This window comes from Methylobrevis albus (genome assembly GCF_015904235.1).
In the GTDB taxonomy this organism is placed as follows: domain Bacteria; phylum Pseudomonadota; class Alphaproteobacteria; order Rhizobiales; family Pleomorphomonadaceae; genus Methylobrevis_A; species Methylobrevis_A albus.
On record NZ_JADZLT010000050.1, the window covers coordinates 568,482 to 592,484 of the forward strand.

The window sequence follows — 24,003 nt, forward strand, 5'->3', positions numbered from 1 at the left end:
TCTGGATCGGGCCGAACGCTTGCGCCGAAGCACGTTGCGTGCCGCGCAGCCGGACCCGATCGGTCCCGCCCGGCCTTGCGGCGAGGGGGGACCGTCGTTCGAGACGGGTTGTCTGGAATGGGGCGGCGCGGCCGGACATCGGCCACGCCGCGAGGTCAGGGAAGCGCCCGCTGCGGGGCGGGCGCTTCGGGACGGATCAGCTCGCGCCGCCGCACTTGCCGGTGACGACGTTGAAGTTGCCGCAGGCGAGCGGCTTGCGCCAGTCGGAGATCAGGTCCTTCGACCCCTCGAGGTAGTCGGACCACTCGTCGCCGAGCACGAGGCCCGGCGTTTGCGAGACGATCTCGAACTGGCCGTCGTCCTGGATCTCGCCGATCAGCACCGGCTTGGTGATGTGGTGGTTCGGGCCCATCGAGGAGTAGCCGCCCGAGAGGTTCGGAACCGCCACGCCGACGAGGGCGTCGATCACGGCGTCGCTGTCGGTGGTGCCGGCGGCCTCGACGGCCTTCACCCACATGTTGAAGCCGATGTAGTGGGCTTCCATGGGATCGTTGGTGACGGCGGTGTCCTTGCCCTTGTAGGCCTTCCAGGCGGCGATGAACTCGTCGTTGATCGGATCCTCGACCGACTGGAAGTAGTTCCAGGCCGCGAGGTGGCCGACGAGCGGGGTGGTGTCGATGCCGGCGAGCTCTTCTTCACCGACCGAGAAGGCGACGACCGGGATGTCCTCGGCCTTGATGCCCTGGTTGCCGAGTTCCTTGTAGAAGGGAACGTTGGCGTCGCCGTTGATGGTGGAGACCACGGCGGTCTTCTTGCCGGCCGAGCCGAACGCCTTGATGTCCGACACGATCGTCTGCCAGTCGGAATGACCGAACGGCGTGTAGTTGATCATGATGTCCTCGGGCGCGACGCCCTTGGCGAGCAGGTAGGCCTCGAGGATCTTGTTGGTGGTGCGCGGGTAGACATAGTCGGTGCCGGCGAGGACCCAACGCTCGACGCCTTCTTCGGCCTCGAGGTAGTCGACGGCCGGGATCGCCTGCTGGTTCGGGGCGGCGCCGGTGTAGAAGACGTTGCGCTGGCTTTCCTCGCCCTCGTACTGGACCGGGTAGAAGAGGACCGAGTTCAGTTCCTCGAACACCGGCAGCACGGACTTGCGCGACACCGAGGTCCAGCAGCCGAACACGGCGGCGACGCCGTTCTGGCTGATCAGCTCGCGCGCCTTTTCGGCGAACAGCGGCCAGTCGGACGCCGGGTCGACGACGACGGCCTCGAGCTTCTTGCCGAGCAGGCCGCCCTTCTCGTTCTGCTGCTCGATGAGCATCAGCATGACGTCCTTGAGGGTCGTCTCGGAGATGGCCATCGTGCCCGACAGCGAGTGCAGGATGCCGACCTTGATGGTCTCTTCCTGGGCGAGCGCGGAACCCGCGGTCATCAGGGCGGTGGCCGCCAGCATGCCCGCGAGGGCGCCGGTGGTGAACTTGCGGATGGTGCCGTTCGACGACATCGAAATAGTGCTCCCCGTCATGATTTGGCGCGGTGACGCTGGCGCTACCGCTCGGGGGAAATGTCGGCCGGATCGTGCGCTGCAGCATATACGTCGATTGACGTAACGCGCGGAATGCCGCGGATTTCGGCGCTTTTCGGCGGGACGCCAGGGGCGCCGGCCCGGTCGCCGCGGCGCGAACTCGGGCACTGCCGACCAAAAATTCGTTGGTGACACTTCCTGTGGAAATGCCGCCGAATGGATAAAACGCATAGAAAAATCAACGTTTGGTTAAAGACGGCGGGCTGAGGCTGGCCCTTCGGACAGGTCGCGCACGTCGGTGCGATCGCGGCGGAGACGGGCCAGTGTTCAAAGTCCTCGAGTGCATCGCCGTCCAGCACGACCGGGTCGTGGTGGCGATCGCCGCCGCGATCTCGCTCGCCGGGATGACCGCCTTCGCCCTGCTGATCGCCCGCAGCCGGGAGTGCGAGGCCTCGCGCCGGCCCGCCTGGCTGGCGCTCGCCGCCGTGGTCGGCGGCCTCGGCGTCTGGGCGACGCATTTCGTCGCCATGCTCGCCTATCGCGGCAGTGTGCCGCTCTCGTTCGACGTCGCGCTCACCGTGCTCTCCGCCGTGGCGATCATCGCCGGCCTCGGCTTCAGCCTGTGGCTGCGCGACGCCGCCGGCCGCTTCGGCGTGCTCGCCGCGGCCGCGGCGATGACGGCGGCGATCGCCGCGATGCACTTCATCGGCATGGGCGCGATCGATGCCACGGCGCGGGTCAGCTACGATGTTCCGCCGATCGCGGTCGGGGCCGTCGGCGCCTGGCTGCTGCTCGCCGCCGGGCTGCACTTCGCCAATGCTCCGCACGGCCGGCTGCAGGTGATCGGTCCGGCGCTGTTCGGCGTCCTCGCCGTCTGCACGCTGCATTTCACCGCGATGTCGGCGACGCTGCTGGTGCCCGACCCGCTGTTCGTCGGCCCGGCGGCGGATGCGGCGAGTTCGGCCTGGCTCGTCGGCGCGATCGCCGCGGCCGCCTCGGTGCTGACGCTGACGACGACGGGCGCGGTGGTGATCGACCGCTACCTCACCGACCTTAAGGGCTTTGCGGACGCCACCCTCGACGGCATCGCCATCGTGCGCGACGGGCGCATCGTCGAGGCGAACGGGCGCTTCGTCAGCCTGCTCGGCGGCAAGGAAGGAGCGATCGTCGGCGAGGACCCCGACGCGCTGCTGGCCGTCGCCGACGGGCAAGGCATCCTGATGCGGCCCGAGAGCGTCATCGAGGCCGCGCCGCGCCATGCGCGCGACCGGACGTTCGAGGTCGGCGTGCACACCATCGAATATCGCGGCCGCCCAAGCCAGGTGCTCGCCGTGCGCGACCTCACCGAAAAGCGTGCGGCGCAGCGCCAGATCGAGCACATGGCCCGCCACGATGCCCTGACCGACCTGCCGAACCGGACGCTGCTGTCCGAGCGCCTCGACGCCGCCGTCGCCCGCGCCGCGACGACGAAGGGCTCGCTCGCCCTGCTGGTGCTCGACCTCGACCGCTTCAAGGCGGTCAACGACATCTTCGGCCATGCCGAGGGCGACGCGGTGCTGAAGCAGGTGGCGGATATTTTGCGGCGGGCCATCCAGCCGCACGACACGGTGGCGCGGATCGGCGGCGACGAGTTCGTGATCCTGCAGGCCGAACAGCCGCAGCCCTATGGCGCGCGCCTGCTGGTCGCGCGCATCCTGGAGGTGTTCGCGGCCGAGATGAACGTCGAAACCGACCCGAAGGCCGTCGGCGTCAGCATCGGCGTCGCGTTCTATCCGGAAGACGCACCGGGCGGCGCCGCGCTGTTCCATGCCGCCGACGTCGCGCTCTACCGGTCGAAGTCGACCGGCCGGGGCAACGCGGTGTTCTATTCCAGCGACATCGATTCGGAGATCCGCCACCGCCGCGCGCTGGAGGCCGATCTGCACCATGCGGTGCAACGCCGCGAACTGCGGCTCGCCTGCCAGCCGCTCTGCCGCGCGAGCGACAACGGCTGCGTCGGCTACGAGGCGCTGCTGCGCTGGGTCCATCCCGTGCACGGGATGGTGCCGCCGGACGTCTTCATCCCGATCGCCGAGGAGAGCGGCTCGATCTTCGCCCTCGGCGAATGGGTGCTGCGCGAGGCCTGCGCCACCGCGGTGCACTGGCCGGACGACGTCTCGATCGCCGTCAACGTGTCGCCGGTGCAGTTCCGCTCGACGAGCTTTGCGAGCGTCGTCGGGGCGATTCTCGCCGAGACCGGCCTGCCGCCCGAGCGGCTGGAGCTCGAGATCACCGAGAGCTGCCTCATGAAGGACCGGGCGTCGGCGCTGACGGTGCTGAAGCGGCTGCGCTCGATCGACGTGCGGATCGTGATGGACGATTTCGGCACCGGCTATTCCTCGCTCAGCAACCTGCAGAGCTTCCCGTTCGACAAGATCAAGATCGACCGCAGCTTCATCGCGGCGATGGACCGCGACCGCAGCGCCCGGGCGATCGTGCGCGCCATCGCCGGCCTCGGCCGCAGCCTCGGCATCGCGGTGGTGGCCGAGGGCGTCGAGACGGCGGAGCAGCGGCGCATCGTCGTCGAGGAGGGCTGCACCCATCTGCAGGGCTACCTGTTCGGCAGGCCGGTCGTGGTCGGCGAGGCGGCGAAGGACGGTCGGCTCAAGGGCAGCGCCTGACGGCCGGCGACGCCTGCGGGGACGGATGCGGCGCGGGCGCCGACGTGCTATCGGCAAGCGTCGGCGGCTCACGCCCCGGCGCCCCGATGCCCGAGTGCGATGGCCTCCGATGCCTCCTGCCCCCCTCCTCTCCACGATCGGCTTCGACGCCGACGACACGCTCTGGCAGAACGAGCAGTTCTTCCAGTTGACGGAGCGGCGCTTCACCGCGCTGCTCGCCGACCATGCCGCGCCCGAGCACCTGTCGCAGCGGCTGCTGGAGGCGGAGAAGCGCAACCTCCGGCTCTACGGCTTCGGCGTGAAGGGCTTCACGCTGTCGATGATCGAGACGGCGATCGAGGTGACGGAGGGGCGGGCACCGTCCGCGGTGATCGCCGAGATCCTCGCCGCGGGGCGCGAGATGCTGGAGCATCCGGTCGAGACGCTGCCGGGGGCCCGCGAGACACTCGAGACGCTCGCCGGGCGCTACCGGATCGTGCTCGTCACCAAGGGCGACCTGTTCGACCAGGAGCGCAAGCTCGCCGCCTCCGGCCTCGGCGAACTGTTCGACGCGGTCGAGATCGTGTCCGACAAGACGGCGGCGACCTACGAGCGGGTGTTCACCCGGCACGGCGACGGGCCGGCGCGGGCGATGATGATCGGCAACTCGCTGAAATCCGACGTGGTGCCGGTGCTCCGGGCCGGCGGCTGGGGCGTGCACGTGCCGCACGACCTCACCTGGGCGCTGGAGCACCACGACGAGCCGGTAAACGAGCCGCGCTACCGCAAGATTGCCGCGCTCGCCGAGGTGATCGACCTCGTCGAGACGATCAGTTAGGACGGGCCGCGGCCGGATTCTTGCAAGAGAGGATCGGCCGGAAGCCTTGCCGCGGGCGGAACGGGACGGTCGCGGCGCGAAACGGAGCACCATGTCGGGACGTCAGCGTATCCTCCCCGTGCGGCGCGAATACAACCGCTGGGTCGCGAACCAGACGCTGGAAGACTACGCCCTCCGCTTCACCGCGAAGAGCGCCCGGCGCTGGTCGGCGCCGCGGGTGGCGCAGACGGCGATCGGCGCGATCTCGTTCCTCGCACTGGAGGCCATCGGCGGCGCGATCACCCTCTCCTACGGCTTCACCAACGCGATGTGGGCGATCGTCGTCGTCAGCGCGATCCTGTTCGTCACCGGCCTGCCGATCAGCCGCTACGCCGCGCGCTACGGCGTCGACATCGACCTGCTCACCCGCGGCGGCGGCTTCGGCTACATCGGCTCGACGGTGACGTCGCTGATCTACGCCACCTTCACCTTCATCCTGTTCGCCATCGAAGCCTCGATCATGTCGTCGGCGCTGGAGCTCTGCCTCGGCATCCCGCTCTGGCTCGGCTACATCATCTCGTCGCTGATGGTGATCCCGCTCGTCACCCACGGCATCACGCTGATCAGCCGCTTCCAGATCGCGACGCAGCCGCTGTGGATCTTCCTCAACCTTCTGCCCGTCGCCTTCATCCTCTGGCAGGACTGGGCCTCGGTCGAGGCCTGGCTCGGCTTCGGCGGGGTGCAGGCGGTGGAGCCGGGCGTCGATTCCACCGCCTTCGACATCCTGCGCTTCGGCGCCGCCGCCTCGGTGATCCTCGCGCTGCTGCCGCAGATCGGCGAGCAGGTCGACATCCTGCGCTTCCTGCCGGCGCGGGAGGGAAAGCCGGAGGCGGCGTGGCGGCGGGCGCTGCTCTGGGCGGGGCCGGGCTGGATCATCCTCGGCGCGCCGAAGCTGATCTTCGGCTCGTTCCTCGCGGTGCTGGCGCTCGAACACGGCGTCGGGCTCGAGCACGCCGCCGAGCCGGCCTACATGTACAAGGTCGCCTTCGACTACGTGTTCCCGTCGACCACCGTGGTGCTCGCCGTCACCGTGATCCTCGTCGTCGTCTCGCAGCTGAAGATCAACGTGATGAACGCCTATGCGGGCTCGCTCGCGTGGTCGAACTTCTTCTCCCGCCTCACCCACAGCCATCCGGGCCGCGTCGTCTGGCTGGTCTTCAACGTCGCGATCGCGCTGCTCCTGATGGAGCTCGGCATCTACAAGACGCTGGAGGCGACGCTCGGCCTGTTCGCGATCGTCGCGGTCGCCTGGCTCGGCACGCTGACGGCGGATCTCGCGATCAACAAGCCGCTCGGGCTCAGCCCGCCCGGCATCGAGTTCAAGCGCGCGCACCTCTACGACATCAACCCGGTCGGCGTCGGCTCGATGATCCTGTCGACGCTCGCCGCGCTCGCCGCCTATGCGGGGCTCGCCGGCGACATCGCCGAGGCGCTGGCGCCGTTCGTGGCGCTGGTCGTGTCGCTGATCGCGGCACCGGCGATCGCCTGGGGCACGCGCGGCCGGTTCTATCTCGCGCGCAAACCCCGGGCGAACTGGAAGCTCGCGACGCACATCGAGTGCCGGGTCTGCGAACACGCCTTCGAGCCGGAGGACATGGCGTTCTGCCCGGCCTATTCGGCGCCGATCTGCTCGCTGTGCTGCTCGCTCGATGCCCGCTGCAACGACCTCTGCAAGCCGAAGGCGCGGCTCGAGGCGCAGGTCGACAGCGTGATCGCCGCGGTGTTCCCGGACTGGGCCGTGCCGCGGCAGAAGTCGCGGCTCGCGAGCTACATGGGCGTCATGCTGGTGCTGACCTCGGCGATCAGCGCGATCCTCGCCTTCATCTACTTCCAGGCGACGAGGGGCGGCACCGTCGACGGCGACATCATCGGGCCGGCGCTCTGGGGTGCGTTCTTCACGCTGCTGATCGTCGCGGGCATCGCGGCCTGGTTCTTCGTGCTGGCGCAGGAGAGCCGGCGCGTCGCGCAGGAGGAATCGGCGCGGCAGAACACGCTGCTGCTGCGCGAGATCGAGGCGCACCGGCGTACCGACGCGGCGCTGCAGCAGGCGAAGGAGGCGGCGGAGGCGGCGAACCGGGCGAAGAGCCGCTACGTCGTCGGCCTCAGCCACGAACTGCGCACCCCGCTCAACGCCGTGCTCGGCTACGCGCAGATCCTCGAGCGCGATCAGGCGATCCCCGCCGGGCGGCAAGGCGGCGTCAGGGTGATCCGGCGCTCGGCCGAGCATCTTTCCGGGCTGATCGACGGCCTGCTCGACGTCTCGCGCATCGAGGCCGGCCGGCTGCAGCTCAGCCGCAACGAGGTGCGGATCGGCGATTTCCTCGACCAGCTCGTCGACATGTTCAAGCTGCAGGCGCAGGCGAAGGGGCTCGACTTCGCGTTCGAGCGGCCGGCCAACCTGCCCGAGGTGGTCGCGACCGACGAGAAGCGGCTGCGGCAGGTGCTGATCAACCTGATCACCAACGCGATCAAGTTCACCGCCAAGGGCAAGGTCGCGCTCACCGTCGCCTATCGCAGCCAGATCGCGACGGTCACCGTCGCCGACACCGGTCTCGGCATCCGGCCCGAAGACCTCACCCGGATCTTCGAGCCGTTCGAGCGCGGCGTGATGCCGGACGGGCAGGCCGCCCCCGGCATCGGACTCGGCCTCACCATCACCAAGCTGCTGGTCGACCTGATGGGCGGCGAGGTGACGGTGACGAGCGAGCCGGGCAAGGGCTCGACGTTCAAGGTGCGGCTGATGCTCGCCGCCGTGGCGCGGCCGAAGGAGGCCGGCCAGCCGGCGAAGCGCGTCTACGGCTACAAGGGCCCGCGCTGCACCGTGATGGTGGTCGACGACGACCAGTCGCACCGCGACCTGATGTGCGAGATCCTCGGGCCGCTCGGCTTCGTGGTGCTGACCGCGCGCGACGGCGCGGAGTGCCTGGCGCTCGCCGAGAACGCCCGGCCCGACCTCTTCGTGCTCGACATCCAGATGCCCGGCATGGACGGCTGGGCGCTGGCGCGCGCGCTGCGCGCGGCCGGCCACGCCAGCGCCGCCATCGTGATGATGTCGGCCAACCTCGGCGAGCGGCAGCCGCCCCCCGCCGAGGACGACGTGCACGACGACAGCATTCCAAAGCCGTTCGACCTCGTGAACCTGCTCGACTGCATCAAGCGGCTGCTCGACCTCGAATGGATCGAGGAGCCGCCGCCGCGGGCGCTGCCCCCGGCCCTGCCGGAGCCGGTGCCCGCCGCCGCCCGCCCCGGCGCGGCGGTGATCGAGGAACTGCTGCATCTCGGCCGGATCGGCTATGTCCGCGGCATCGAGGCGAAGCTCGCCGAGATCGAGGCGGATCCGGCGCACCGGCCGTTCGCCGCGGAACTGCGCGGCCTCGTGCGCAACTTCGACTTCCGACGCTATCTCGACGTGCTGGAGGAGCGCCCGCATGGCTGAGCCGACGCGCCCCCGCGACATCGTCCTCGTGGTCGACGATTCGCCCGACACCCTGAGCTTCCTCACCGACGCGCTGGAGCAGTCCGGCGCCACCGTGCTCGTCGCGATCGACGGGGCGCAGGCGCTGGCGCTGGTCGAGCGGATCACGCCGGACGTCATCCTGATGGACGCCGTGATGCCGGGCATGGACGGCTTCGAGACCTGCCGCCGGCTGAAACGCTCGAGCGCGCTGTCGCATGTGCCGGTGATCTTCATGACCGGGCTGACCGAGACCGAGCACATCGTGCACGGGCTGGAGGCGGGCGGCGTCGACTATGTGACGAAGCCGATCGTGATCGACGAGCTGTTCGCGCGCATCCGCGTCCACCTCGCCAACGCCCGCTCGGCGCAGAGCGCGCGGGCGGCGCTCGATACCGCCGGGCGCTACCTGCTCGCCTCCAACCGGGCCGGCGAGGTGGTGTGGTGCACGCCGCAGGCGATCCGGATGCTGTCGGCGGTGCTGCCGTCCGACGACGGGCGGCTGCTGCTGCCCGATCCGTTCTTCCGGCTGCTGCGCGCCGGATCGGAGCCCGCGGCCGCGGCGACCGTGCAGCTCTCGGCGCCCGACGGCATGCAGTTGCTGATCGCCTTCATCGGCCGCGGCGGGCGCGACGAGTTACTGTTCCGGCTGACGGCGGAGGAAAGCGGCGGACAGGAGGGGCAGCTCCGGCGGCATTTCACGCTGACGGTACGCGAGGCCGAAGTGCTGCTGTGGATCGCGCGCGGCAAGTCGAACCGCGACATCGGCGAGATCCTCGGCCTCAGCCCGCGCACGGTGAACAAGCATCTCGAGCAGATCTACGCCAAGCTCGGCGTCGAGAACCGCGCCTCGGCCGCGGTGCTGGCCGCCGAGGTGCTGAGCCGGCGCTAAGCGGGACGCCGTCGCGGCACGGCCGCTTGCTGCAATGCGATTTCCAGCGGCGGCGAAATCGACTATGCCAAGCGCACGGACGCGACGGAAGGTGGACAGCATGGCGAGCGAAGCACGGCGGCGGACCCTGGTGCTGACGGGCGCGAGCCGCGGCATCGGCCACGCCACGGTCAAGCGGTTCTCGGCGGCGGGCTGGCGGGTGATCACCTGCTCGCGGCACCCGTTCTCCGACAAGTGCCCCTGGCCGATGGGCCCGGAGGATCACATCCAGGTCGACCTCTCCGATCCCGACAACCTCGGCCTCGCCGTCGGCGAGATGCGGCGGCGGCTGGAGGCGGACGGCTCGCAGCTCGACGCCCTCGTCAACAACGCCGGCATCAGCCCGAAGGGCGACGGCGGCTCGCGGCTCGACTCGCTGGCGACGCCGATGCATGTCTGGCGCACGGTGTTCCAGGTCAACTTCTTCGCGCCGATCATGCTGGCGCGCGGGCTGCTCAGCGAGCTGAAGGCCGCCAAGGGCTCGATCGTCAACGTCACCTCGATCGCCGGCGAGCGCGTGCACCCCTTCGCGGGCACGGCCTACGCCACCTCGAAGGCGGCGCTCGCCTCGCTGACGCGCGAGATGGCGGCCGATTTCGGGCCAATGGGCATCCGCGTCAACGCGATCGCGCCGGGCGAGATCGACACCTCGATCCTGTCGCCGGGCACCGAGGACATCGTCGCCGGCCTGCCGCTGCGCCGGCTCGGCCAGCCGGCCGAAGTCGCCGACCTGATCTTCTATCTCTGCTCGGAGAAGTCGAGCTACGTCACCGGCGCCGAGATCAAGGTCAACGGCGGCCAGCACGTCTGACGGCGCAGTTCGTGGGGCCGCACGCCCCGCGCGCACCGGAATCACCCGCTTCCCGGCCCATCGCGCACGGCGAACTAGCCGGTTCGTTTACCTCTGCCGGCTATCCTACAGGCTGTCGCTTGGGGGATGTTGCGCGTGCGCTTGACGAGCTTCCGGACACGGCTGTTTGCATGGGCGCTCGTCGCCCTGCTGCCGCTGTTCGTCCTGCGCACCGTCGAGATCGGCGAAATCCGCCAGGAACGGCTGGCGGAAGCGCGCGCCGAGATCGATGCGGCGGCCGTGCGCGGCGCCGCCCGCTATGCGCAGGTCTTGTCCGAGGCCTACGCGCTCCTCGACGTGATCCGGCATATTCCCGCCCTGCGCACCGCCTCCGCCGGCCCGTGCAGCGAAATGCTCGCGCCGATCCAGCGCTCACGGCCATGGATCGACAGCCTGCGGGTGACGGACGGCGCCGGCATCATCATCTGTGCCTCGGGGCGCGACGGCGTCGGCGTCTCGGTCAGCGACCGGCCCTATTTCAAGGCGGCGATGACGACGGGCCGCTTCGGGATCAGCGACGTGCTGATGAGCCGGCTGTCGCACCGTCCCGCCATCATCGCCGCGCTGCCGGTGCTCGATCCGGCGCGCCCTGCCCGGGTCTATTCCGCCGCCATCGACATCAAGTGGCTGGACGGCATGGCGGGCGACCTCGCCCGCTCGGTCTCGGGCGAGGCGTTTCTCGTCGACGGCAGCAACAAGGTCGCCGCGCGCCAGACCCGTTTCGGCGAGCCGATCAAGCCGCAGATCGCCGGCCAGAGCAACCTGCCGAAGTTCGGTCCCGACCTGATCGTCGCCCGCGCCACCGTCGGACAGAGCGCCTATTCCGTGGTGATCTCGGTGCCGAAGCGGTCGGTGCTCGCCGATGTCGAGGCGGCGACGACGGCGGCCTACCGCGATCTCGGCCTGACGCTGCTCGCCGTGCTGCTGGTCGCCTTCGCCGGCGGCGAGTTCGGTTTCGTGCGGCCGATCCGGGCGCTCGCGGGCGTCGCCGGGGAGATCGCCGAGGGCAAGTTCGGGGTCAGAGCCGACGAATCGCGCGGCACCGACGAGATGCGGCTGCTGGCGGCGTCATTCAACAGCATGGTCGAGCGCCTCGAAAACCAGGCCGTGCTCGACCCGCTGACGGGCCTTGCCAACCGCCGCCGCTTCGACGGCCATCTCGCCAACCTGTGGCGGCGGCGCGGGGTCGGGTCGGTCGGCCTCGCCCTCATCGATGTCGACCACTTCAAGGCCTACAACGACCTGTTCGGCCATCCGGCCGGCGATGCCTGCCTGAAGGCGCTCGCCAAGGTGATCGGTGCCGCGGCCCGCGAGCCGGCCGATCTTGCCGCCCGCATCGGCGGTGAGGAGTTCGCGGTGGTGATGACCGCCGTGTCGGCGGACGACCTGATCAACCGGGCGGAGAACCTGCGCCGGGCGATCCGGGCGCTCGCGATCACGCACGCCGGCGCGGCCGGGCCGGTGGTGACGGTGAGCATCGGCACCGCGCTTGCCTATCCGGGGCGCATGGAGCCGGACGAATATCCGCAGGTGGTCGACCTCGCCGACCACGCGCTCTACCGGGCCAAGGACGCCGGCCGCGACCGCATCGCCTTCGGCGGCGCCACCGGCTACGACCCGCCCCGCTCCGGCGCGGCCTGAGCCGCGCCGGAGCCAGGCATCGGGCCGGTCAGAGCAGGCCGGCGACGCTGCGCTTCACCATCACCTTGACGAGATTCGCCCGGTAGGCGCTGTCGCCGTGGATGTCGGACAGCATGTCGTCCGCGTCCACCGACAGGCCGTCGAGCGCCTCGGGCCGGAAGTCGGCGCCGAGCGCGTCCTCGAAGGCCGTCGCGCGGAACACGCCGCCCTGCGCCGCGCCGGTCACCGCGACGCGCACGCCGCCCGTGGTCTTCGCGACGAAGGCGCCCGCCATCGCATAGCGCGAGGCCGGATGACGGAACTTCTCGTAGTTCGCGGCGAGCGGGATCGGGAAGGCGATCTTGACGATGATCTCGCCGTCCTCGAGCGCCGTCGTGAACATGCCCTGGAAATAGTCCTCGGCGGCGATCGTCCGGCGGTTGGTGTGGATCGTCGCGCCGAGGCCGAGCACGGCCGAGGGATAGTCGGCCGCGGGGTCGTTGTTGGCGACCGAGCCGCCGATGGTGCCGAGGTGGCGCACATGCGGATCGCCGGTCAGGCCGGCGAGCTTGGCGATCGCCGGGATCGTGCGCTTCACCTCGGCCGAGGTCTGCACCGCGGCGTGCGGCGTCGCGGCGCCGATCACCAGGGTGTCACCCTCGACGGAGATGCCCTTGAGCTCGGGCAGGTGGCGCAGGTCGATCAGCGCGGACGGGGCGGCGAGGCGCTGCTTCATGGTCGGCAGCAGGGTCTGGCCGCCGGCGAGGAACTTCGCGTCGACGTCGGCGCCCATCAGCGCCTCGGCTTCGGACAGCGAGGTGGGGCGGTGGTAGCTGGTCTCGTACATCTGGATCGTCCTTCGTCGGACAGGACAGGAATGCGGGCGGAGCGAGAGAGGGCGCCGGGCGCCCTCCCCTGCCGCGGGTGGATCAGGCGGCGCCGTGCAGCGCGGCCCAGACCTTGGACGGCGTCGCCGGCATGGCGATGTCGCGCACGCCGATCGCGTCGGTGATCGCGTTGATCACCGCCGGCGGCGAGCCGATCGCGCCGGCCTCGCCGCAGCCCTTCATGCCGAGCGGGTTGCCCGGGCAGACGGTGACGGTGGTCGAGACCTCGAACGAGGGCAGGTCGTCGGCGCGCGGCATGGTGTAGTCCATGAACGAGCCGGTGAGCAGCTGGCCGCTCTCCATGTCGTAGGTGACGCCTTCGAGCAGCGCCTGGCCGATGCCCTGGGCGAGGCCGCCGTGCACCTGGCCCTCGACGATCATCGGGTTGATGACGTTGCCGAAGTCGTCGACCGCGACGAAGCGCTCGATCTCGACGACGCCGGTGTCGGGATCGACCTCGACCTCGCAGATGTAGGTGCCGGACGGGAAGGTGAAGTTGGTCGGGTCGTAGAAGGCGCTCTCCTTCAGGCCCGGCTCCATGCCGGCCGGCAGGTTGTGGCCGGTGTAGGCGGCGAGCGCCACATGGGCGAAGGCCATCGTCTTGTCGGTGCCGGCGACCTTCACTTCGCCGCCCTCGATCACGATGTCGGCCTCGGAGGCTTCCATCAGATGCGCGGCGATCTTCTTCGCCTTGGCCTCGACCTTGTCGAGCGCCTTGACGATCGCCGACATGCCGACCGCGCCGGAGCGCGAGCCGTAGGTGCCCATGCCGAACTGCACCTTGTCGGTGTCGCCGTGCACGATCTGCACGTTGTTGACGCCGATGCCGAGCCGGTCGTTGACGAGCTGGGCGAAGGTGGTCTCGTGGCCCTGGCCGTGGCTGTGCGAGCCGGTGAGCACCTCGATGGTGCCGACCGGGTTGACGCGCACTTCCGCGCTTTCCCACAGACCGACGCCGGCGCCGAGCGAGCCGACCGCCTGGCTCGGCGCGATGCCGCAGGCTTCGATGTAGCAGGAGAAGCCGAGGCCGCGCCGCTTGCCCTTGGCGAGCGAGGCCGCCTTGCGCGCCGGCAGGCCGGCGTAGTCGATCGCGGCGAGCGCCTTGTCGAGCGTCGCCTCGTAGTCGCCGGCGTCGTAGCACATGATGACCGGCGTCTGGTGCGGGAACGACTTGACGAAGTTCTTGCGGCGCAGGTCCGCCGGGTCGACGCCGAGTTCGCGCGCCGCCGTCTCCATCATCCGCTCGATCAGATAGGTCGCCTCCGGCCGGCCGGCGCCGCGATAGGCGTCGACGGGGACGGTGTTGGTGTAGACCGCCTCGACCTCGGCATAGATCGCCGGGATCGCGTACTGGCCCGACAGCAGCGTCGCGTAGAGATAGGTCGGCACCGACGACGAGAACGTCGACATGTAGGCGCCGAGGTTGGCGATGGTGTGCACCTTGAAGCCGGTGATGCGGTTGTCGGCATCGAAGGCCATCTCGGCGCGGGTGACGTGGTCGCGGCCGTGGCAGTCGGTGAGGAAGGCCTCGGTGCGGTCCGACGTCCACTTCACCGGCCGGCCGCCGATCTTCTTCGACGCCCAGAGGCAGACGGTCTCTTCCGGGTAGATGAAGATCTTCGAGCCGAAGCCGCCGCCGACGTCCGGGGCGACGACGCGCAGCTTGTGCTCGGGCGCGATGCCGACGAAGGCCGACAGCACGAGGCGGGCGACGTGCGGGTTCTGCGAGGTGTTGTAGAGCGTGAAGTGCTCTTCCGCCTCGTCGTAGGAGCCGATCGCGACGCGCGGCTCGATCGGGTTCGGCACCAGGCGGTTGTTGACGATGTCGAGCTTGATCGTGCGGGCCGCAGCCGCAAGGGCGGCGTCGGTCGCGGCGGCGTCGCCGATGTGCCAGTCGTAGATCAGGTTGCCGGCGGCCTCGGGGTGGATCTGCGGCGCGTCGGCGTCCTGCGCCTTCGCCGGATCGACGACGGCGGTGAGCACCTCGTAGTCGATCTCGACGAGTTCGGCGGCGTCGCGGGCCTGCGCCTTGGTCTCGGCGATGACGACGGCGACCTGGTCGCCGACGTGGCGCACGATCTCGTGCGCGATCGCCGGGTGGGCGCCGGCCTTCATCGGCGAGCCGTCCTTCGAATGGATCATCCAGCCGCAGATCAGGCCGCCGATGCGGTCGCCGGCGAGATCGGCGCCGGTGAGCACGTCGATGACGCCGGGGGCGGCCTTTGCCGCCGTGGTGTCGATCGACAGGATCCGCGCGTGGGCGTGCGGCGAGCGCACGAAGGCGGCGTAGGTGGTGTCCTTCAGGACGATGTCGTCGGTGTAGCGCCCCTTGCCGGTGATGAAGCGTCTGTCTTCCTTGCGCACGACCCGCGCGCCGATACCTTCGATGCCCATGCTCTCCTCCCAGAGATCACGTCAGAGTCAGTTTTTCGTCGTTTCCGTCGACCTCGCCCGGCGGTTCCCCCCTCGGGGCGCGGGCGGGCGCGTCTTATTCGGCCGCAGCCGGCAGCGCGCTCATTTCGTCGGCGGCGGACTGAATGGCCTTGACGATGTTGTGATAGCCCGTGCAGCGGCAGATGTTGCCCTCGAGCTCGTGGCGGATGGTCGCCTCGTCGAGTCCCTCGGGGTGGCGGCGGATCATGTCGACGGCCGACATGATCATGCCGGGGGTGCAGAAGCCGCACTGCAGGCCGTGGTGCTCGCGGAACGCCGCCTGCACCGGGTGCAGCTGGTCGCCGCGGGCGAGGCCCTCGATCGTCGTGACGCTGCCGCCGTTCGCCTGCGCGGCGAGCATGGTGCAGGACTTCACGGCGACGTCGTCGAGCAGGACGACGCAGGCGCCGCACTGCGACGTGTCGCAGCCGACGTGAGTGCCGGTCAGCCCGGCCGTCTCCCGGATGAACTGCACCAGCAGCGTCCGGTCCTCGACATCCGCAGAATAGCGCTTGCCGTTCACGTTCAAGGTAACCGCAGTCATACGCGACCTCCCTCCGATTGCTGGCGCCGGGGGCTTCGCGGGCCGTCCGGGCGCTCTCGTATTCTTGGTTTCCGGTTCCAGTCGGCGCGCTGCCGCCTTGCGGCGGCGGCGCGTCCGATTGCGTTGGCGTACCGCCTCAGCGCGACAGCACGAGCAGCACGACGATGACGACCGCGAGCGCGATCAGGCCCCAGGTCATCGCACCCGACGGGCCCGAGCGGATCGCGGCGACCTCGACGGCCTCCTCGGCCATCTTCTCGGCGTCGGCCGCGGCGTGCAACGCATGTTCGACGACGCCTTCACCCTGCGCCGTGTTCGTCGGCGTCACCGGCACGGCCACGGGGGCCGGAGCCGGGGCGGACGGCAGGTCCGACACCACGGTTGCGGCAACCGGGGCCGGAGGCGGCACGGCAGGCTGAGCTTCGGCGGCGGCGGCGCCGACCTTGGCGGAGAAGGCGCCGAAGAAATCGTCCGCCATCTTGCGGGCCGAGCTGTCGATCAGGCGCGAGCCGAGCTGGGCGAGCTTGCCGCCGACCTGCGCCTTGGCGGTGTAGGTGAGCAGCGTGCCGGCGCCGTCGTCGACGAGGGCGACGTCCGCGCCGCCCTTGGCGAAGCCGGCGACGCCGCCGGTGCCCTCGCCGACGATGGTGTAGCCGTTCGGCGCGTCGACGTTCTCGAAGTGCACCTTGCCGGCGAACTTCGCCTTGACGGGTCCGATCTTCGCGACCACCACCGCCTTCAGCTCGTCGCCGTCCTTGTCGAGGCTCTCGCAGCCGGGAATGCAGGCCTTCAGGGTTTCGGGATCGTTCAGCGCCGCCCACACGGCGTGGCGCGGTGCCGGAATCCTGTATTCTCCGGTCATATCCATGGGTGGGCGTCTCCTTCTCCGGGGCCGGGACCGCTTGGTGCGCGGATCTTGCCGTTCTGGGGCCTCGGCAGCCGATCTTCAAGCGTCGGCGCCGAAAGGTTAGCGGCGGGGCCGTCGCGGCCGGTATTGTACTTTCGGTCTCGCCGGTGCCGATATCGCCCGTGCCGACGGCCGGGCCTGCGGCCACGGCGCCAGTCGTCGTACCTTGCGGCACCTCGGACTAAAGTCCAGAATGACTCCAAAACAAAGCCTCCGGCAACAGACCGGCGGCGGGGGTTGGGAGATGCGACGTGCGGCAGCGTGATGTTCCGGACCGGCCGGCCGTGCCGCCCGCCGCCGACGGCGCCGCCTTCGACCGCCCGCGCGTGGCGGCGACGGAATCGGCCGGCCGTTTCGACTGCGGCATCCGCACGGTCAGCATCGCCGAGGCCGAACTCGACGAGGCGCTCGACAAGATCGCCCGCGACCTCGGCACCGAGGCGATCGGCTTCCTGCTCGTGTTCTTCTCCGCCGGCTACGATGCCGCCGCGCTCGCCGCGGGTCTCGGCGAGCGGCTGCCCGGTGTGCCGGTGGCCGGCTGCTCGACGGCCGGCGAGATCTCCGATCTCGGCATCGCCGACCGCGGCGCGGTGGCGATCGCCTTCCCGAAGGACGGCTTCGACGTGGTCTCCGGGCTGATCCCCGAGGTGAGCCGGCTCGGCGTCGACCGCGGTTCCGAGGCCGTCGCGCGGCTGAAGGGCGAGCTCGCCCGGCGCTGCCCCGATGCAAAGCCCGGCCAGACCTTCGCTGTCAGCCTGATCGACGGGCTGTGCAACCGCGAGGAAGCGCTGGTGTCCGCCGTCGACTGGGCGCTTGGCGACATCCCGCTCGTCGGCGGCTCCGCCGGCGACGAACTCACCTTCTCGGGCACGACGCTGCTGCACGGCGGCAGCGTGCACCGCGACGCCGCGATCCTGATGCTGGTGCGCACCGACCACCCGTTCACGGTGTTCCGCTCCGACAATTTCGAGCCGACCTCGCGCAAGCTGGTGGTGACGGGCTCGGACCCGGAGCGGCGCATCGTGCACGAGCTCAACGCCGAAGTGGCGGCCTGGGAATATGCCGACCTCGTCGGCCTCGATCCGGCGACGCTGACGCCGCTCGGCTTTGCCTCGCATCCGATGATCGTGCGCGTCGGCGGCGAGCATTTCTGCCGTTCGCTGCGCAACACCAACCCGGACGGTTCGCTGACCTTCTTCTGCGCCATCGACGACGGCGTCGTGCTGACGGTGGCAAAACCCGTCGACCTCGTCGCCTCGACCGAGCGCACCCTCGACGGGCTCGACGCCGAACTCGGCGGCACCGACTTCATCCTCGGCTTCGACTGCATCCTGCGCCGGCTCGACGCGCAGAACCGGCAGGTGCTGCATCAGGTCGCCGACCTCTATCGCCGGCATCACGTCTTCGGCTTCAATACCTACGGCGAACAGTTCCGCACCATGCACCTCAACCAGACCTTCACGGGGGTCGCACTCGGGCGGCGGCAGTCGTGAGCGAGCGCGGGCCGATTTCCGAGGCGCGCGAGCGGCCGGCGACCGGCCTCGGCGCCGTCACTGAACTCGAAGACACCGAGGCCGCGCTGATCCGCCGCATCCACCGGCTGGAGAAGATCAACGCCTCGCTGATGGACCGGGTCGAGCGGCAGACCGACGTGCACGGCAACGCCTATTCGCTGTTCCAGACCGCGATCAACCTGGAATTGCAGGTGCGGGCGCGCACCGAGGAGCTCACCACGGTGCTCCGCCGCCTCGAGCACTCGAACGAGGAACTGCGGCTCGCAAAAGAGCAGGCCGAGCAGGCCAACGCCTACAAGACCCGCTTCCTCGCCGCCGCCAGCCACGACCTCCTGCAACCGCTGAATGCCGCGCGGCTCTCCGTCTCGGCGCTAAAAGAGATGCAGACGAGCCACGAGGGCGAGGTCGTCACCGACCAGGTCGACCGGGCGCTCTCCACCATCGAGGAACTGCTGAAGACGCTGCTCGACATCTCGAAGCTCGACGCCGGCGTGATGCTGCCCGAGGTGAAGGTGGTGGCGCTCGGCGATATCCTCGCCTCGCTCGGCTCCGACTTCGAGCGGATCTCGGCGCAGAAGGGCCTGTCGTTCCGGATCCGGCCGACCAGCGCCGTGGTGCGCACCGACCCGGTGCTGCTGCGCCGCGTGCTGCAGAACCTCATTTCCAACGCCGTGCGCTACACCCGGTCGGGGGGGATCGTGGTGGGCGTGCGCGGCGGCGGCGACCGGGCGGAGATCGCCGTCGCCGACACCGGCATCGGCATTCCCGAAGCCGAGCAGGAGGTGGTGTTCGAGGAGTTCCGCCGCGGCCGCGGCGTCGGCAACGCCGATGCGGCCGGCCTCGGGCTCGGCCTCTCGATCGTCAAGCGCATCTGCCTCGCGCTCGACCACACGCTGACGATGCGGTCGGTCGAGGGGCGCGGCACGGTGTTCCGGGTCGGCCTGCCGCGGGCGCCGGCGTCCGAACTCGCGCCGAAGGTCGAGCGCGGCGCGCCGCGCTCGTTCGGTGTCAGCGATGCGCGGGTGCTGGTGATCGACAACGACCCGGCGGTGCTCGCCGCGTCCTCGGCGCTGCTGACGCGCTGGTCGTGCCGCGTCGCCACCGCGGCGGATGCGGCCGGCGCGCTCGCCGCGATCGAGCGCGACGGGGCGCCGGACGTGGTGCTCGCCGACTACCACCTCGACGACGGCCAGACCGGCCTCGGCGCCGTCGCCGCCCTGCGCGCCCGGCTCGGCCGCGACGTGCCGGTGGTGGTCGTCACTGCCGACCACGGCCCGGCCGTGGCGGCGGCAGCGCGGGCGATCGGGGCGGAGATTTTGAACAAGCCGGTGAAGCCGGCGGAGTTACGGGCACTGCTGGCGCATATTTTGGCGTGATGGTGAGGCTGCGGCGTGCGGCCTCCCCCCTCCCTGTCCCTCCCCCGCTTCGCAGGAGAGGGGACGATGGGCGAGAGGCCTTTCGCAATTCAGACGTTTCGCCGAACCGTAGCGCCGGTTTTTCCGGGCGCCCTCACCTCCTGCGTCCCCTCTCCTGCGAAGCGGGGGAGGGACAGGGAGGGGGGGAAGCCCCACGGCAAGCCCGTCAGTGCCGCATCCCGTCCTGCCCGAGCACATCGGAAAAATCGATCCGCCCGGCCTCGATCACCGCCTGGGTGCGGCTGTAGACGCCGAGCTTGCGCAGGATCTCGGAGACGTGCGCCTTCACCGTCGTCTCGCCGACGTTGAGCTCGTAGGCGATCTGCTTGTTGAGCAGGCCCTGGCGCAGCATCTGCAGGACGCGGATCTGCTGCGGGGTGAGGCTTTTCAGTTTCTGGACGAGGTCGGAGCGGCCGGAGCCGGCAGGTTCGGGCGAGGCGTCGACGCCTTCGGGGACGTAGACCGAGCCGGACATCACCTCGCCGATCGCCCGGCCGAGCTCCTCGCGGCGGACGGATTTCGGGATGAAGCCGGCGATGCCGTAGGAGAGCGCCTCGCGCACGATGCGGCCGTCCTCGAGCGCCGAGACGACGACGAGCGGCAGGCGCGGAAAGGCGGTGCGCAGGCGGAGCAGGCCGTCGAAGCCTTGCGTGTCGGGCATCGAGAGGTCGAGCAGCGCGAGGTCGACGGCAAGGCCGCTGCTCAGCATCTGGTGCGCGCGGTCGATCGACCCCGCCTCCTCGATGTCGGCCTCGGGGAAGTCGCGCTGGATCACGCTCTGCAGCGCCTCGCGAAACAGCGGGTGATCGTCGACGATCAGGAAGCGGGTCATCGCGGGCGGCTCCTCGGGCGGTCCGGCGATCGACCCCACCGGACATCACGCCTCAGCCTCACGCTAGGAACCCGGCGCCCGCCGCGCAAGCGCACTTTGGGAGGAAGCGCCCCGGGGGGGCAAGCAGCCGGCGGACAATGCGATGCCGGGGCGCCCAAAAACGAAAAGGCCCTCCTCCGGCGGCGGGAGAAGGGCCTGATCGGCAAGGACGGTGTCGCCGCGTCAGACGATGCGCGCGAACTCGTCGAAGGAAAGGCGCGGGCTGCGGGGGAACAGCTTGGCGGCATCGCCATAGCCGAGGTTGATCAGCAGCTGCGAGCGCCAGGTGGTGCCATCGAGGAAGGCCTTGTCGACGCCGGCGGCGTCGAAGCCCGCCATCGGGCCGGCGTCGAGGCCGAGCGCGCGGGCGGCGAGGATGAGATAGGCGAACTGCAGCGCGCCGCTCTGCTTCGCGGTGCCCTCGATCGCGGCGTCATTGCCGGCGAACCAGCTGCGCGCGTCGGCATGCGGGAAGGTCTTCGGCAGCTGCTCATAGAACTCAATGTCGTGCGCGGCGATCACGGTGACCGGCGCCGACATCGTCTTGTCGACGTTGCCGGGCGAGAGCAGCGGGCGGAGCTTCTCCTTCGCCGCCTGCGACGTCACGAAGACGAAGCGGGCCGGCAGCGCGTTGGCCGCGGTCGGGCCGAATTCGGCGAGGTTGGCGAGGTCGCGCAGGAGTTGGGCCGGAACCGGCTTGTCGAGCCAGTCGTTGAACGTGCGTGCCTCGCGGAACAGCACGTCGAGGGCCGGGGCGTCGAGCGCGGGGCGGGTGGCGGGTACACGGGCGTCCATGGGCAGTGCTCCTTCAGGAAACCCCGGCACGGACTTTCGCCGCCAGGGTGCTGCACTGCACATAAGCCAGGTCGCTGCACGGAACGAGAGCCGTTCCCGGCGACATATTGTCAACTCATCCGTCGACAATCACGAACTTGTGACTTTTATAGCCCTAGGATGAAACAATCCGGCAGGGTTTTGGGCGTCGCGGGGAAACAATTTCGCCGGCCAAGGCCCTGCGGACAATCCGCGACCTGCCGATCCACCCGATCGAACGCGCCGCCCGGACGACAAAAATCCGGCGGCGCGCCGCGAGGCGCTGCCGCCGGATCCGTGGCCGAGGTTTTCGGCGAAGCTCAGATCGCGCGGACTTCCTGCACGTCGGGCAGGAAATGCTTGAGCAGGTTCTGGATGCCGTGACGCAGGGTGGCCGTCGACGACGGGCAGCCGGCGCAGGCGCCGCGCATGTGCAGATAGACGATGCCGTCCTTGAACGAGCGGAAGGTGATGTCGCCGCCGTCCTGGGCCACCGCCGGACGCACGCGCGTCTCGAGCAGTTCCTTGATGGTCGCCACCGTGTCGGCGTCGGCGGCCTCGAACTCCTCCTCGCCGGCCACCTCGGCTTCGTCGGACAGCATGATCGGCGCCCCGGAGGTGTAGTGCTCCATGATCGCGCCGAGGATCGCCGGCTTCAGCCGCGACCAGTCGGTATCGTCCTTGGTGACGGTGACGAAGTCGTAGCCGAAGAACACGCCGGTGACGCCGGGCACCTCGAAGATGGCGCTGGCGAGCGGCGAGCGGCCGGCGTCGTCGCTGGTGGTGAATTCGAGCGGGCCTTCGGCCCACACCACCTTGCCGGGCAGGAACTTCAGGGTGGCGGGATTGGGGGTCGCCTCGGTCTGGATGAACATGGCTCAGACGGCGGCCGGGGCCGCCCCTCCTTGGAATTGTTGTAAACAAAGATAGCCGTTCCGGCCCGCCATGCAAGACCGGCGGACGCATGGCTGCCGACATCGCCCCCGGCACGGCGGGCGGCGGCCCGCCCGCCTCACGCCACGGCGATGATGTCCTCGTCGCTCATATGGCCCGGGATGATGGTGACGGGAATAGGGAAGCCGGTGCCCGACTTGCTGGCGAGCGAGGAAATCAGCGGCCCGGGGCCTTCCGACGAGGTCGCGGCGGCGAGCACCAGGATGGCGATGTCGGGGTCGGCATCGATCAGCGCGACGATCTCGTCCTTCACCGCGCCCTCGCGCACCACGCATTCGGGATCGACCCCGACGCGGTTGCGGGCGAGTTCGGCGAAGGTCGCGAGCGAGGCTTCGGCCCCCTCGATCGCCTCGGCGCGCATGATCTCCTCGACGCCGAGCCAGTGCTGGAAGTCGCCGGGCGGGATCACGTAGAGCAGCACCAGGCCGCCGCCGGTGCGGGCGGCGCGCGAGGCGCCGTAGACCACGGCACGTCCGCATTCGGGCGTGCCGTCGATCACGGCCAGGAACTTGCGGCGGTGGCCCTCTTCGCGGGCCGTGCGTCTCTTCACCATGGCGCGCATGCTGCCACCGGCGCGGCCCGCCGACAAGCAGCGCACCGCCGCAGGGGCGCGGTCATCATACGAGAAAGCGGCACCGGCCTCAGCCGGCGCTGCGCAGCAGGCCGACGATGTCCTTGACGTCGGCGAGGATCGGCGCCGCAATCGCCCGCGCCCGCTCCGCGCCGCGGCCGAGCACCGCGTCGATATGCGCCGGGTCGGCGAGGAGTTCGCGCATCTTGCCCGCCACCGGCGCCAGCCGGTCGACGGCAAGGTCGGCGAGCGCCGGCTTGAACACCGAGAACTGCGCGCCGCCGAACTCCGCCAGCACGTCGGCCTTCGGCTTGCCGATCAGCGCGGCGTAGATGCCGACGAGGTTGTCGGCCTCCGGGCGGCCCTTCAGGCCGTCGAGCTCGGAGGGCAGCGGCTCCGGGTCGGTCTTCGCCCGGCGGATCTTCTGGGCGATCGCGTCGGCGTCGTCGGTGAGGTTGATGCGCGAATTGTCGGACGGGTCCGACTTCGACATCTTCTTCGACCCGTCGCGCAGGCTCATCACGCGGGTCGCCGGGCCCTGGATCAGCGGCTCGGGCTGCGGGAAGAAGCCGTCGTCGCCGACGCCGAGGCCGAGCGCCGCGATCGAATCGGCAAAGTCGTGGTTGAACTTCGCGGCGGTGTCGCGGGCGAGTTCCAGGTGCTGCTTCTGGTCCTCGCCGACGGGCACGTGCGTCGCGCGGTAGGCGAGGATGTCGGCCGACATCAGGTTCGGATAGGCGTAGAGGCCGACCGAGGCGTTCTCGCGGTCCTTGCCGGCCTTCTCCTTGAACTGCGTCATGCGGTTGAGCCAGCCGAGGCGGGCGACGCAGTTGAAGATCCAGGCGAGCTCGGCATGGGCCGAGACCTGGCTCTGGTTGAAGACGATGTGCGCCTCGGGATCGATGCCGGCGGCGAGGAAGGCGGCGGTGACTTCGCGGATCTGGGTGCGCAGCGCCGCCGGATCCTGCCAGACGGTGATCGCGTGCAGGTCGACGACGCAATAGATGCAGTCGTGCGTCTTCTGCATCTCGACGAAGCGGACGATGGCGCCGAGATAGTTGCCGAGGTGCAGGTTGCCGGTCGGCTGGACGCCGGAGAAGACGCGGGGCTGGAACGCCATGGAATATCGGCCTCTGGAAGGCGGTCTGTCGGGTCGCAGGGTTATGGACAAGAGGGACGCGGCGTTCAAGGGCGAAGG

Annotated in this window: 18 protein-coding genes; 8 read left to right on the forward strand and 10 right to left on the reverse strand. The window is 69.9% G+C overall.

The window, feature by feature from the left end:
- Positions 1-196 precede the first annotated feature (196 nt).
- Positions 197-1,504 carry an urea ABC transporter substrate-binding protein gene (gene urtA, locus I5731_RS12295; protein ID WP_197311669.1) on the reverse strand — a complete coding sequence of 436 codons (1,308 nt, stop codon included), beginning with the start codon at positions 1,502-1,504 and terminating at the stop codon, positions 197-199.
- A 344-nt stretch (positions 1,505-1,848) separates the two neighbouring features.
- Between urtA and I5731_RS12300 the strand changes: the two genes are divergently transcribed.
- The 6 genes from I5731_RS12300 (at position 1,849) to I5731_RS12325 (ending at position 11,917) form a co-directional block, all read left to right on the forward strand.
- The gene (locus I5731_RS12300) at positions 1,849-4,185 is read left to right on the forward strand and encodes a bifunctional diguanylate cyclase/phosphodiesterase (RefSeq protein ID WP_197311670.1); all 2,337 of its coding nucleotides are present in this window, start codon (positions 1,849-1,851) and stop codon (positions 4,183-4,185) included.
- A gap of 109 nt (positions 4,186-4,294) precedes the next feature.
- On the forward strand, positions 4,295-5,002 hold the full coding sequence (locus I5731_RS12305; RefSeq protein ID WP_197311671.1) for an HAD family hydrolase: 708 nt from the start codon (positions 4,295-4,297) through the stop codon (positions 5,000-5,002).
- A gap of 91 nt (positions 5,003-5,093) precedes the next feature.
- Positions 5,094-8,477 carry a hybrid sensor histidine kinase/response regulator gene (locus I5731_RS12310; protein WP_197311672.1) on the forward strand — a complete coding sequence of 1,128 codons (3,384 nt, stop codon included), beginning with the start codon at positions 5,094-5,096 and terminating at the stop codon, positions 8,475-8,477.
- Entirely contained in the window at positions 8,470-9,387 is a 918-nt protein-coding gene (locus I5731_RS12315) for a response regulator transcription factor (protein WP_197311673.1), read from the forward strand. Before I5731_RS12310 ends, I5731_RS12315 begins: the two co-directional genes overlap by 8 nt.
- A 100-nt stretch (positions 9,388-9,487) precedes the next feature.
- On the forward strand, positions 9,488-10,237 hold the full coding sequence (locus tag I5731_RS12320; protein WP_197311674.1) for an SDR family NAD(P)-dependent oxidoreductase: 750 nt from the start codon (positions 9,488-9,490) through the stop codon (positions 10,235-10,237).
- A gap of 135 nt (positions 10,238-10,372) precedes the next feature.
- Positions 10,373-11,917, forward strand: a complete 1,545-nt coding sequence (locus I5731_RS12325; protein ID WP_197311675.1) for a GGDEF domain-containing protein — start codon at positions 10,373-10,375, stop codon at positions 11,915-11,917.
- A gap of 28 nt (positions 11,918-11,945) precedes the next feature.
- On the opposite strand, the gene I5731_RS12330 is transcribed toward I5731_RS12325, so the two are convergent.
- From I5731_RS12330 to I5731_RS12345, 4 genes are all read right to left on the reverse strand, one after another.
- The gene (locus I5731_RS12330) at positions 11,946-12,743 is read right to left on the reverse strand and encodes an FAD binding domain-containing protein (RefSeq protein WP_197311676.1); all 798 of its coding nucleotides are present in this window, start codon (positions 12,741-12,743) and stop codon (positions 11,946-11,948) included.
- 82 nt (positions 12,744-12,825) lie between these two features.
- Positions 12,826-15,177 (reverse strand): xanthine dehydrogenase family protein molybdopterin-binding subunit, encoded by a 2,352-nt coding sequence (locus I5731_RS12335; RefSeq protein ID WP_197311677.1) that lies wholly within the window; start codon positions 15,175-15,177, stop codon positions 12,826-12,828.
- 94 nt (positions 15,178-15,271) lie between these two features.
- A complete protein-coding gene (locus I5731_RS12340; protein WP_197311678.1) occupies positions 15,272-15,760 on the reverse strand; it encodes a (2Fe-2S)-binding protein in 489 nt (162 codons plus the stop codon).
- 136 nt (positions 15,761-15,896) lie between these two features.
- A complete protein-coding gene (locus tag I5731_RS12345) occupies positions 15,897-16,628 on the reverse strand; it encodes an SRPBCC family protein (RefSeq protein WP_197311679.1) in 732 nt (243 codons plus the stop codon).
- A gap of 290 nt (positions 16,629-16,918) precedes the next feature.
- On the opposite strand from I5731_RS12345, the gene I5731_RS12350 reads away from it, so the two are divergent.
- Entirely contained in the window at positions 16,919-18,160 is a 1,242-nt protein-coding gene (locus I5731_RS12350) for an FIST N-terminal domain-containing protein (protein ID WP_328838723.1), read from the forward strand.
- A 131-nt stretch (positions 18,161-18,291) separates the two neighbouring features.
- The gene (locus tag I5731_RS12355) at positions 18,292-19,557 is read left to right on the forward strand and encodes a NahK/ErcS family hybrid sensor histidine kinase/response regulator (RefSeq protein ID WP_197311731.1); all 1,266 of its coding nucleotides are present in this window, start codon (positions 18,292-18,294) and stop codon (positions 19,555-19,557) included.
- A gap of 205 nt (positions 19,558-19,762) precedes the next feature.
- Here the strand turns inward: I5731_RS12355 and I5731_RS12360 are convergent, their stop codons facing one another.
- The 5 genes from I5731_RS12360 to trpS all read right to left on the reverse strand — a co-directional run bounded on the left by I5731_RS12360 (position 19,763) and on the right by trpS (position 23,925).
- Positions 19,763-20,428 carry a response regulator gene (locus I5731_RS12360; RefSeq protein WP_197311680.1) on the reverse strand — a complete coding sequence of 222 codons (666 nt, stop codon included), beginning with the start codon at positions 20,426-20,428 and terminating at the stop codon, positions 19,763-19,765.
- A 222-nt stretch (positions 20,429-20,650) separates the two neighbouring features.
- Entirely contained in the window at positions 20,651-21,262 is a 612-nt protein-coding gene (locus tag I5731_RS12365; RefSeq protein WP_197311681.1) for a malonic semialdehyde reductase, read from the reverse strand.
- Positions 21,263-21,600: 338 nt separating this feature from the next.
- On the reverse strand, positions 21,601-22,155 hold the full coding sequence (locus I5731_RS12370; protein ID WP_197311682.1) for a NifU family protein: 555 nt from the start codon (positions 22,153-22,155) through the stop codon (positions 21,601-21,603).
- Positions 22,156-22,292: 137 nt separating this feature from the next.
- Complete coding sequence (locus I5731_RS12375) at positions 22,293-22,787, reverse strand: universal stress protein (RefSeq protein ID WP_197311683.1); 495 nt, start codon at positions 22,785-22,787, stop codon at positions 22,293-22,295.
- An 88-nt stretch (positions 22,788-22,875) separates the two neighbouring features.
- The gene (gene trpS, locus I5731_RS12380) at positions 22,876-23,925 is read right to left on the reverse strand and encodes a tryptophan--tRNA ligase (RefSeq protein WP_197311684.1); all 1,050 of its coding nucleotides are present in this window, start codon (positions 23,923-23,925) and stop codon (positions 22,876-22,878) included.
- Positions 23,926-24,003: the final 78 nt, after the last annotated feature.

Coding starts and splice junctions, on each gene's coding strand:
- urtA (WP_197311669.1), bottom strand. CDS start 1,504: ATGTCGTCGAACGGCACCATCCGCAAGTTCACCACCGGCGCCCTCGCG.
- I5731_RS12305 (WP_197311671.1), top strand. CDS start 4,295: ATGCCTCCTGCCCCCCTCCTCTCCACGATCGGCTTCGACGCCGACGAC.
- I5731_RS12310 (WP_197311672.1), top strand. CDS start 5,094: ATGTCGGGACGTCAGCGTATCCTCCCCGTGCGGCGCGAATACAACCGC.
- I5731_RS12315 (WP_197311673.1), top strand. CDS start 8,470: ATGGCTGAGCCGACGCGCCCCCGCGACATCGTCCTCGTGGTCGACGAT.
- I5731_RS12320 (WP_197311674.1), top strand. CDS start 9,488: ATGGCGAGCGAAGCACGGCGGCGGACCCTGGTGCTGACGGGCGCGAGC.
- I5731_RS12330 (WP_197311676.1), bottom strand. CDS start 12,743: ATGTACGAGACCAGCTACCACCGCCCCACCTCGCTGTCCGAAGCCGAG.
- I5731_RS12335 (WP_197311677.1), bottom strand. CDS start 15,177: ATGGGCATCGAAGGTATCGGCGCGCGGGTCGTGCGCAAGGAAGACAGA.
- I5731_RS12340 (WP_197311678.1), bottom strand. CDS start 15,760: ATGACTGCGGTTACCTTGAACGTGAACGGCAAGCGCTATTCTGCGGAT.
- I5731_RS12345 (WP_197311679.1), bottom strand. CDS start 16,628: ATGGATATGACCGGAGAATACAGGATTCCGGCACCGCGCCACGCCGTG.
- I5731_RS12355 (WP_197311731.1), top strand. CDS start 18,292: ATGGACCGGGTCGAGCGGCAGACCGACGTGCACGGCAACGCCTATTCG.
- I5731_RS12360 (WP_197311680.1), bottom strand. CDS start 20,428: ATGACCCGCTTCCTGATCGTCGACGATCACCCGCTGTTTCGCGAGGCG.
- I5731_RS12365 (WP_197311681.1), bottom strand. CDS start 21,262: ATGGACGCCCGTGTACCCGCCACCCGCCCCGCGCTCGACGCCCCGGCC.
- I5731_RS12370 (WP_197311682.1), bottom strand. CDS start 22,155: ATGTTCATCCAGACCGAGGCGACCCCCAATCCCGCCACCCTGAAGTTC.
- I5731_RS12375 (WP_197311683.1), bottom strand. CDS start 22,787: ATGGTGAAGAGACGCACGGCCCGCGAAGAGGGCCACCGCCGCAAGTTC.
- trpS (WP_197311684.1), bottom strand. CDS start 23,925: ATGGCGTTCCAGCCCCGCGTCTTCTCCGGCGTCCAGCCGACCGGCAAC.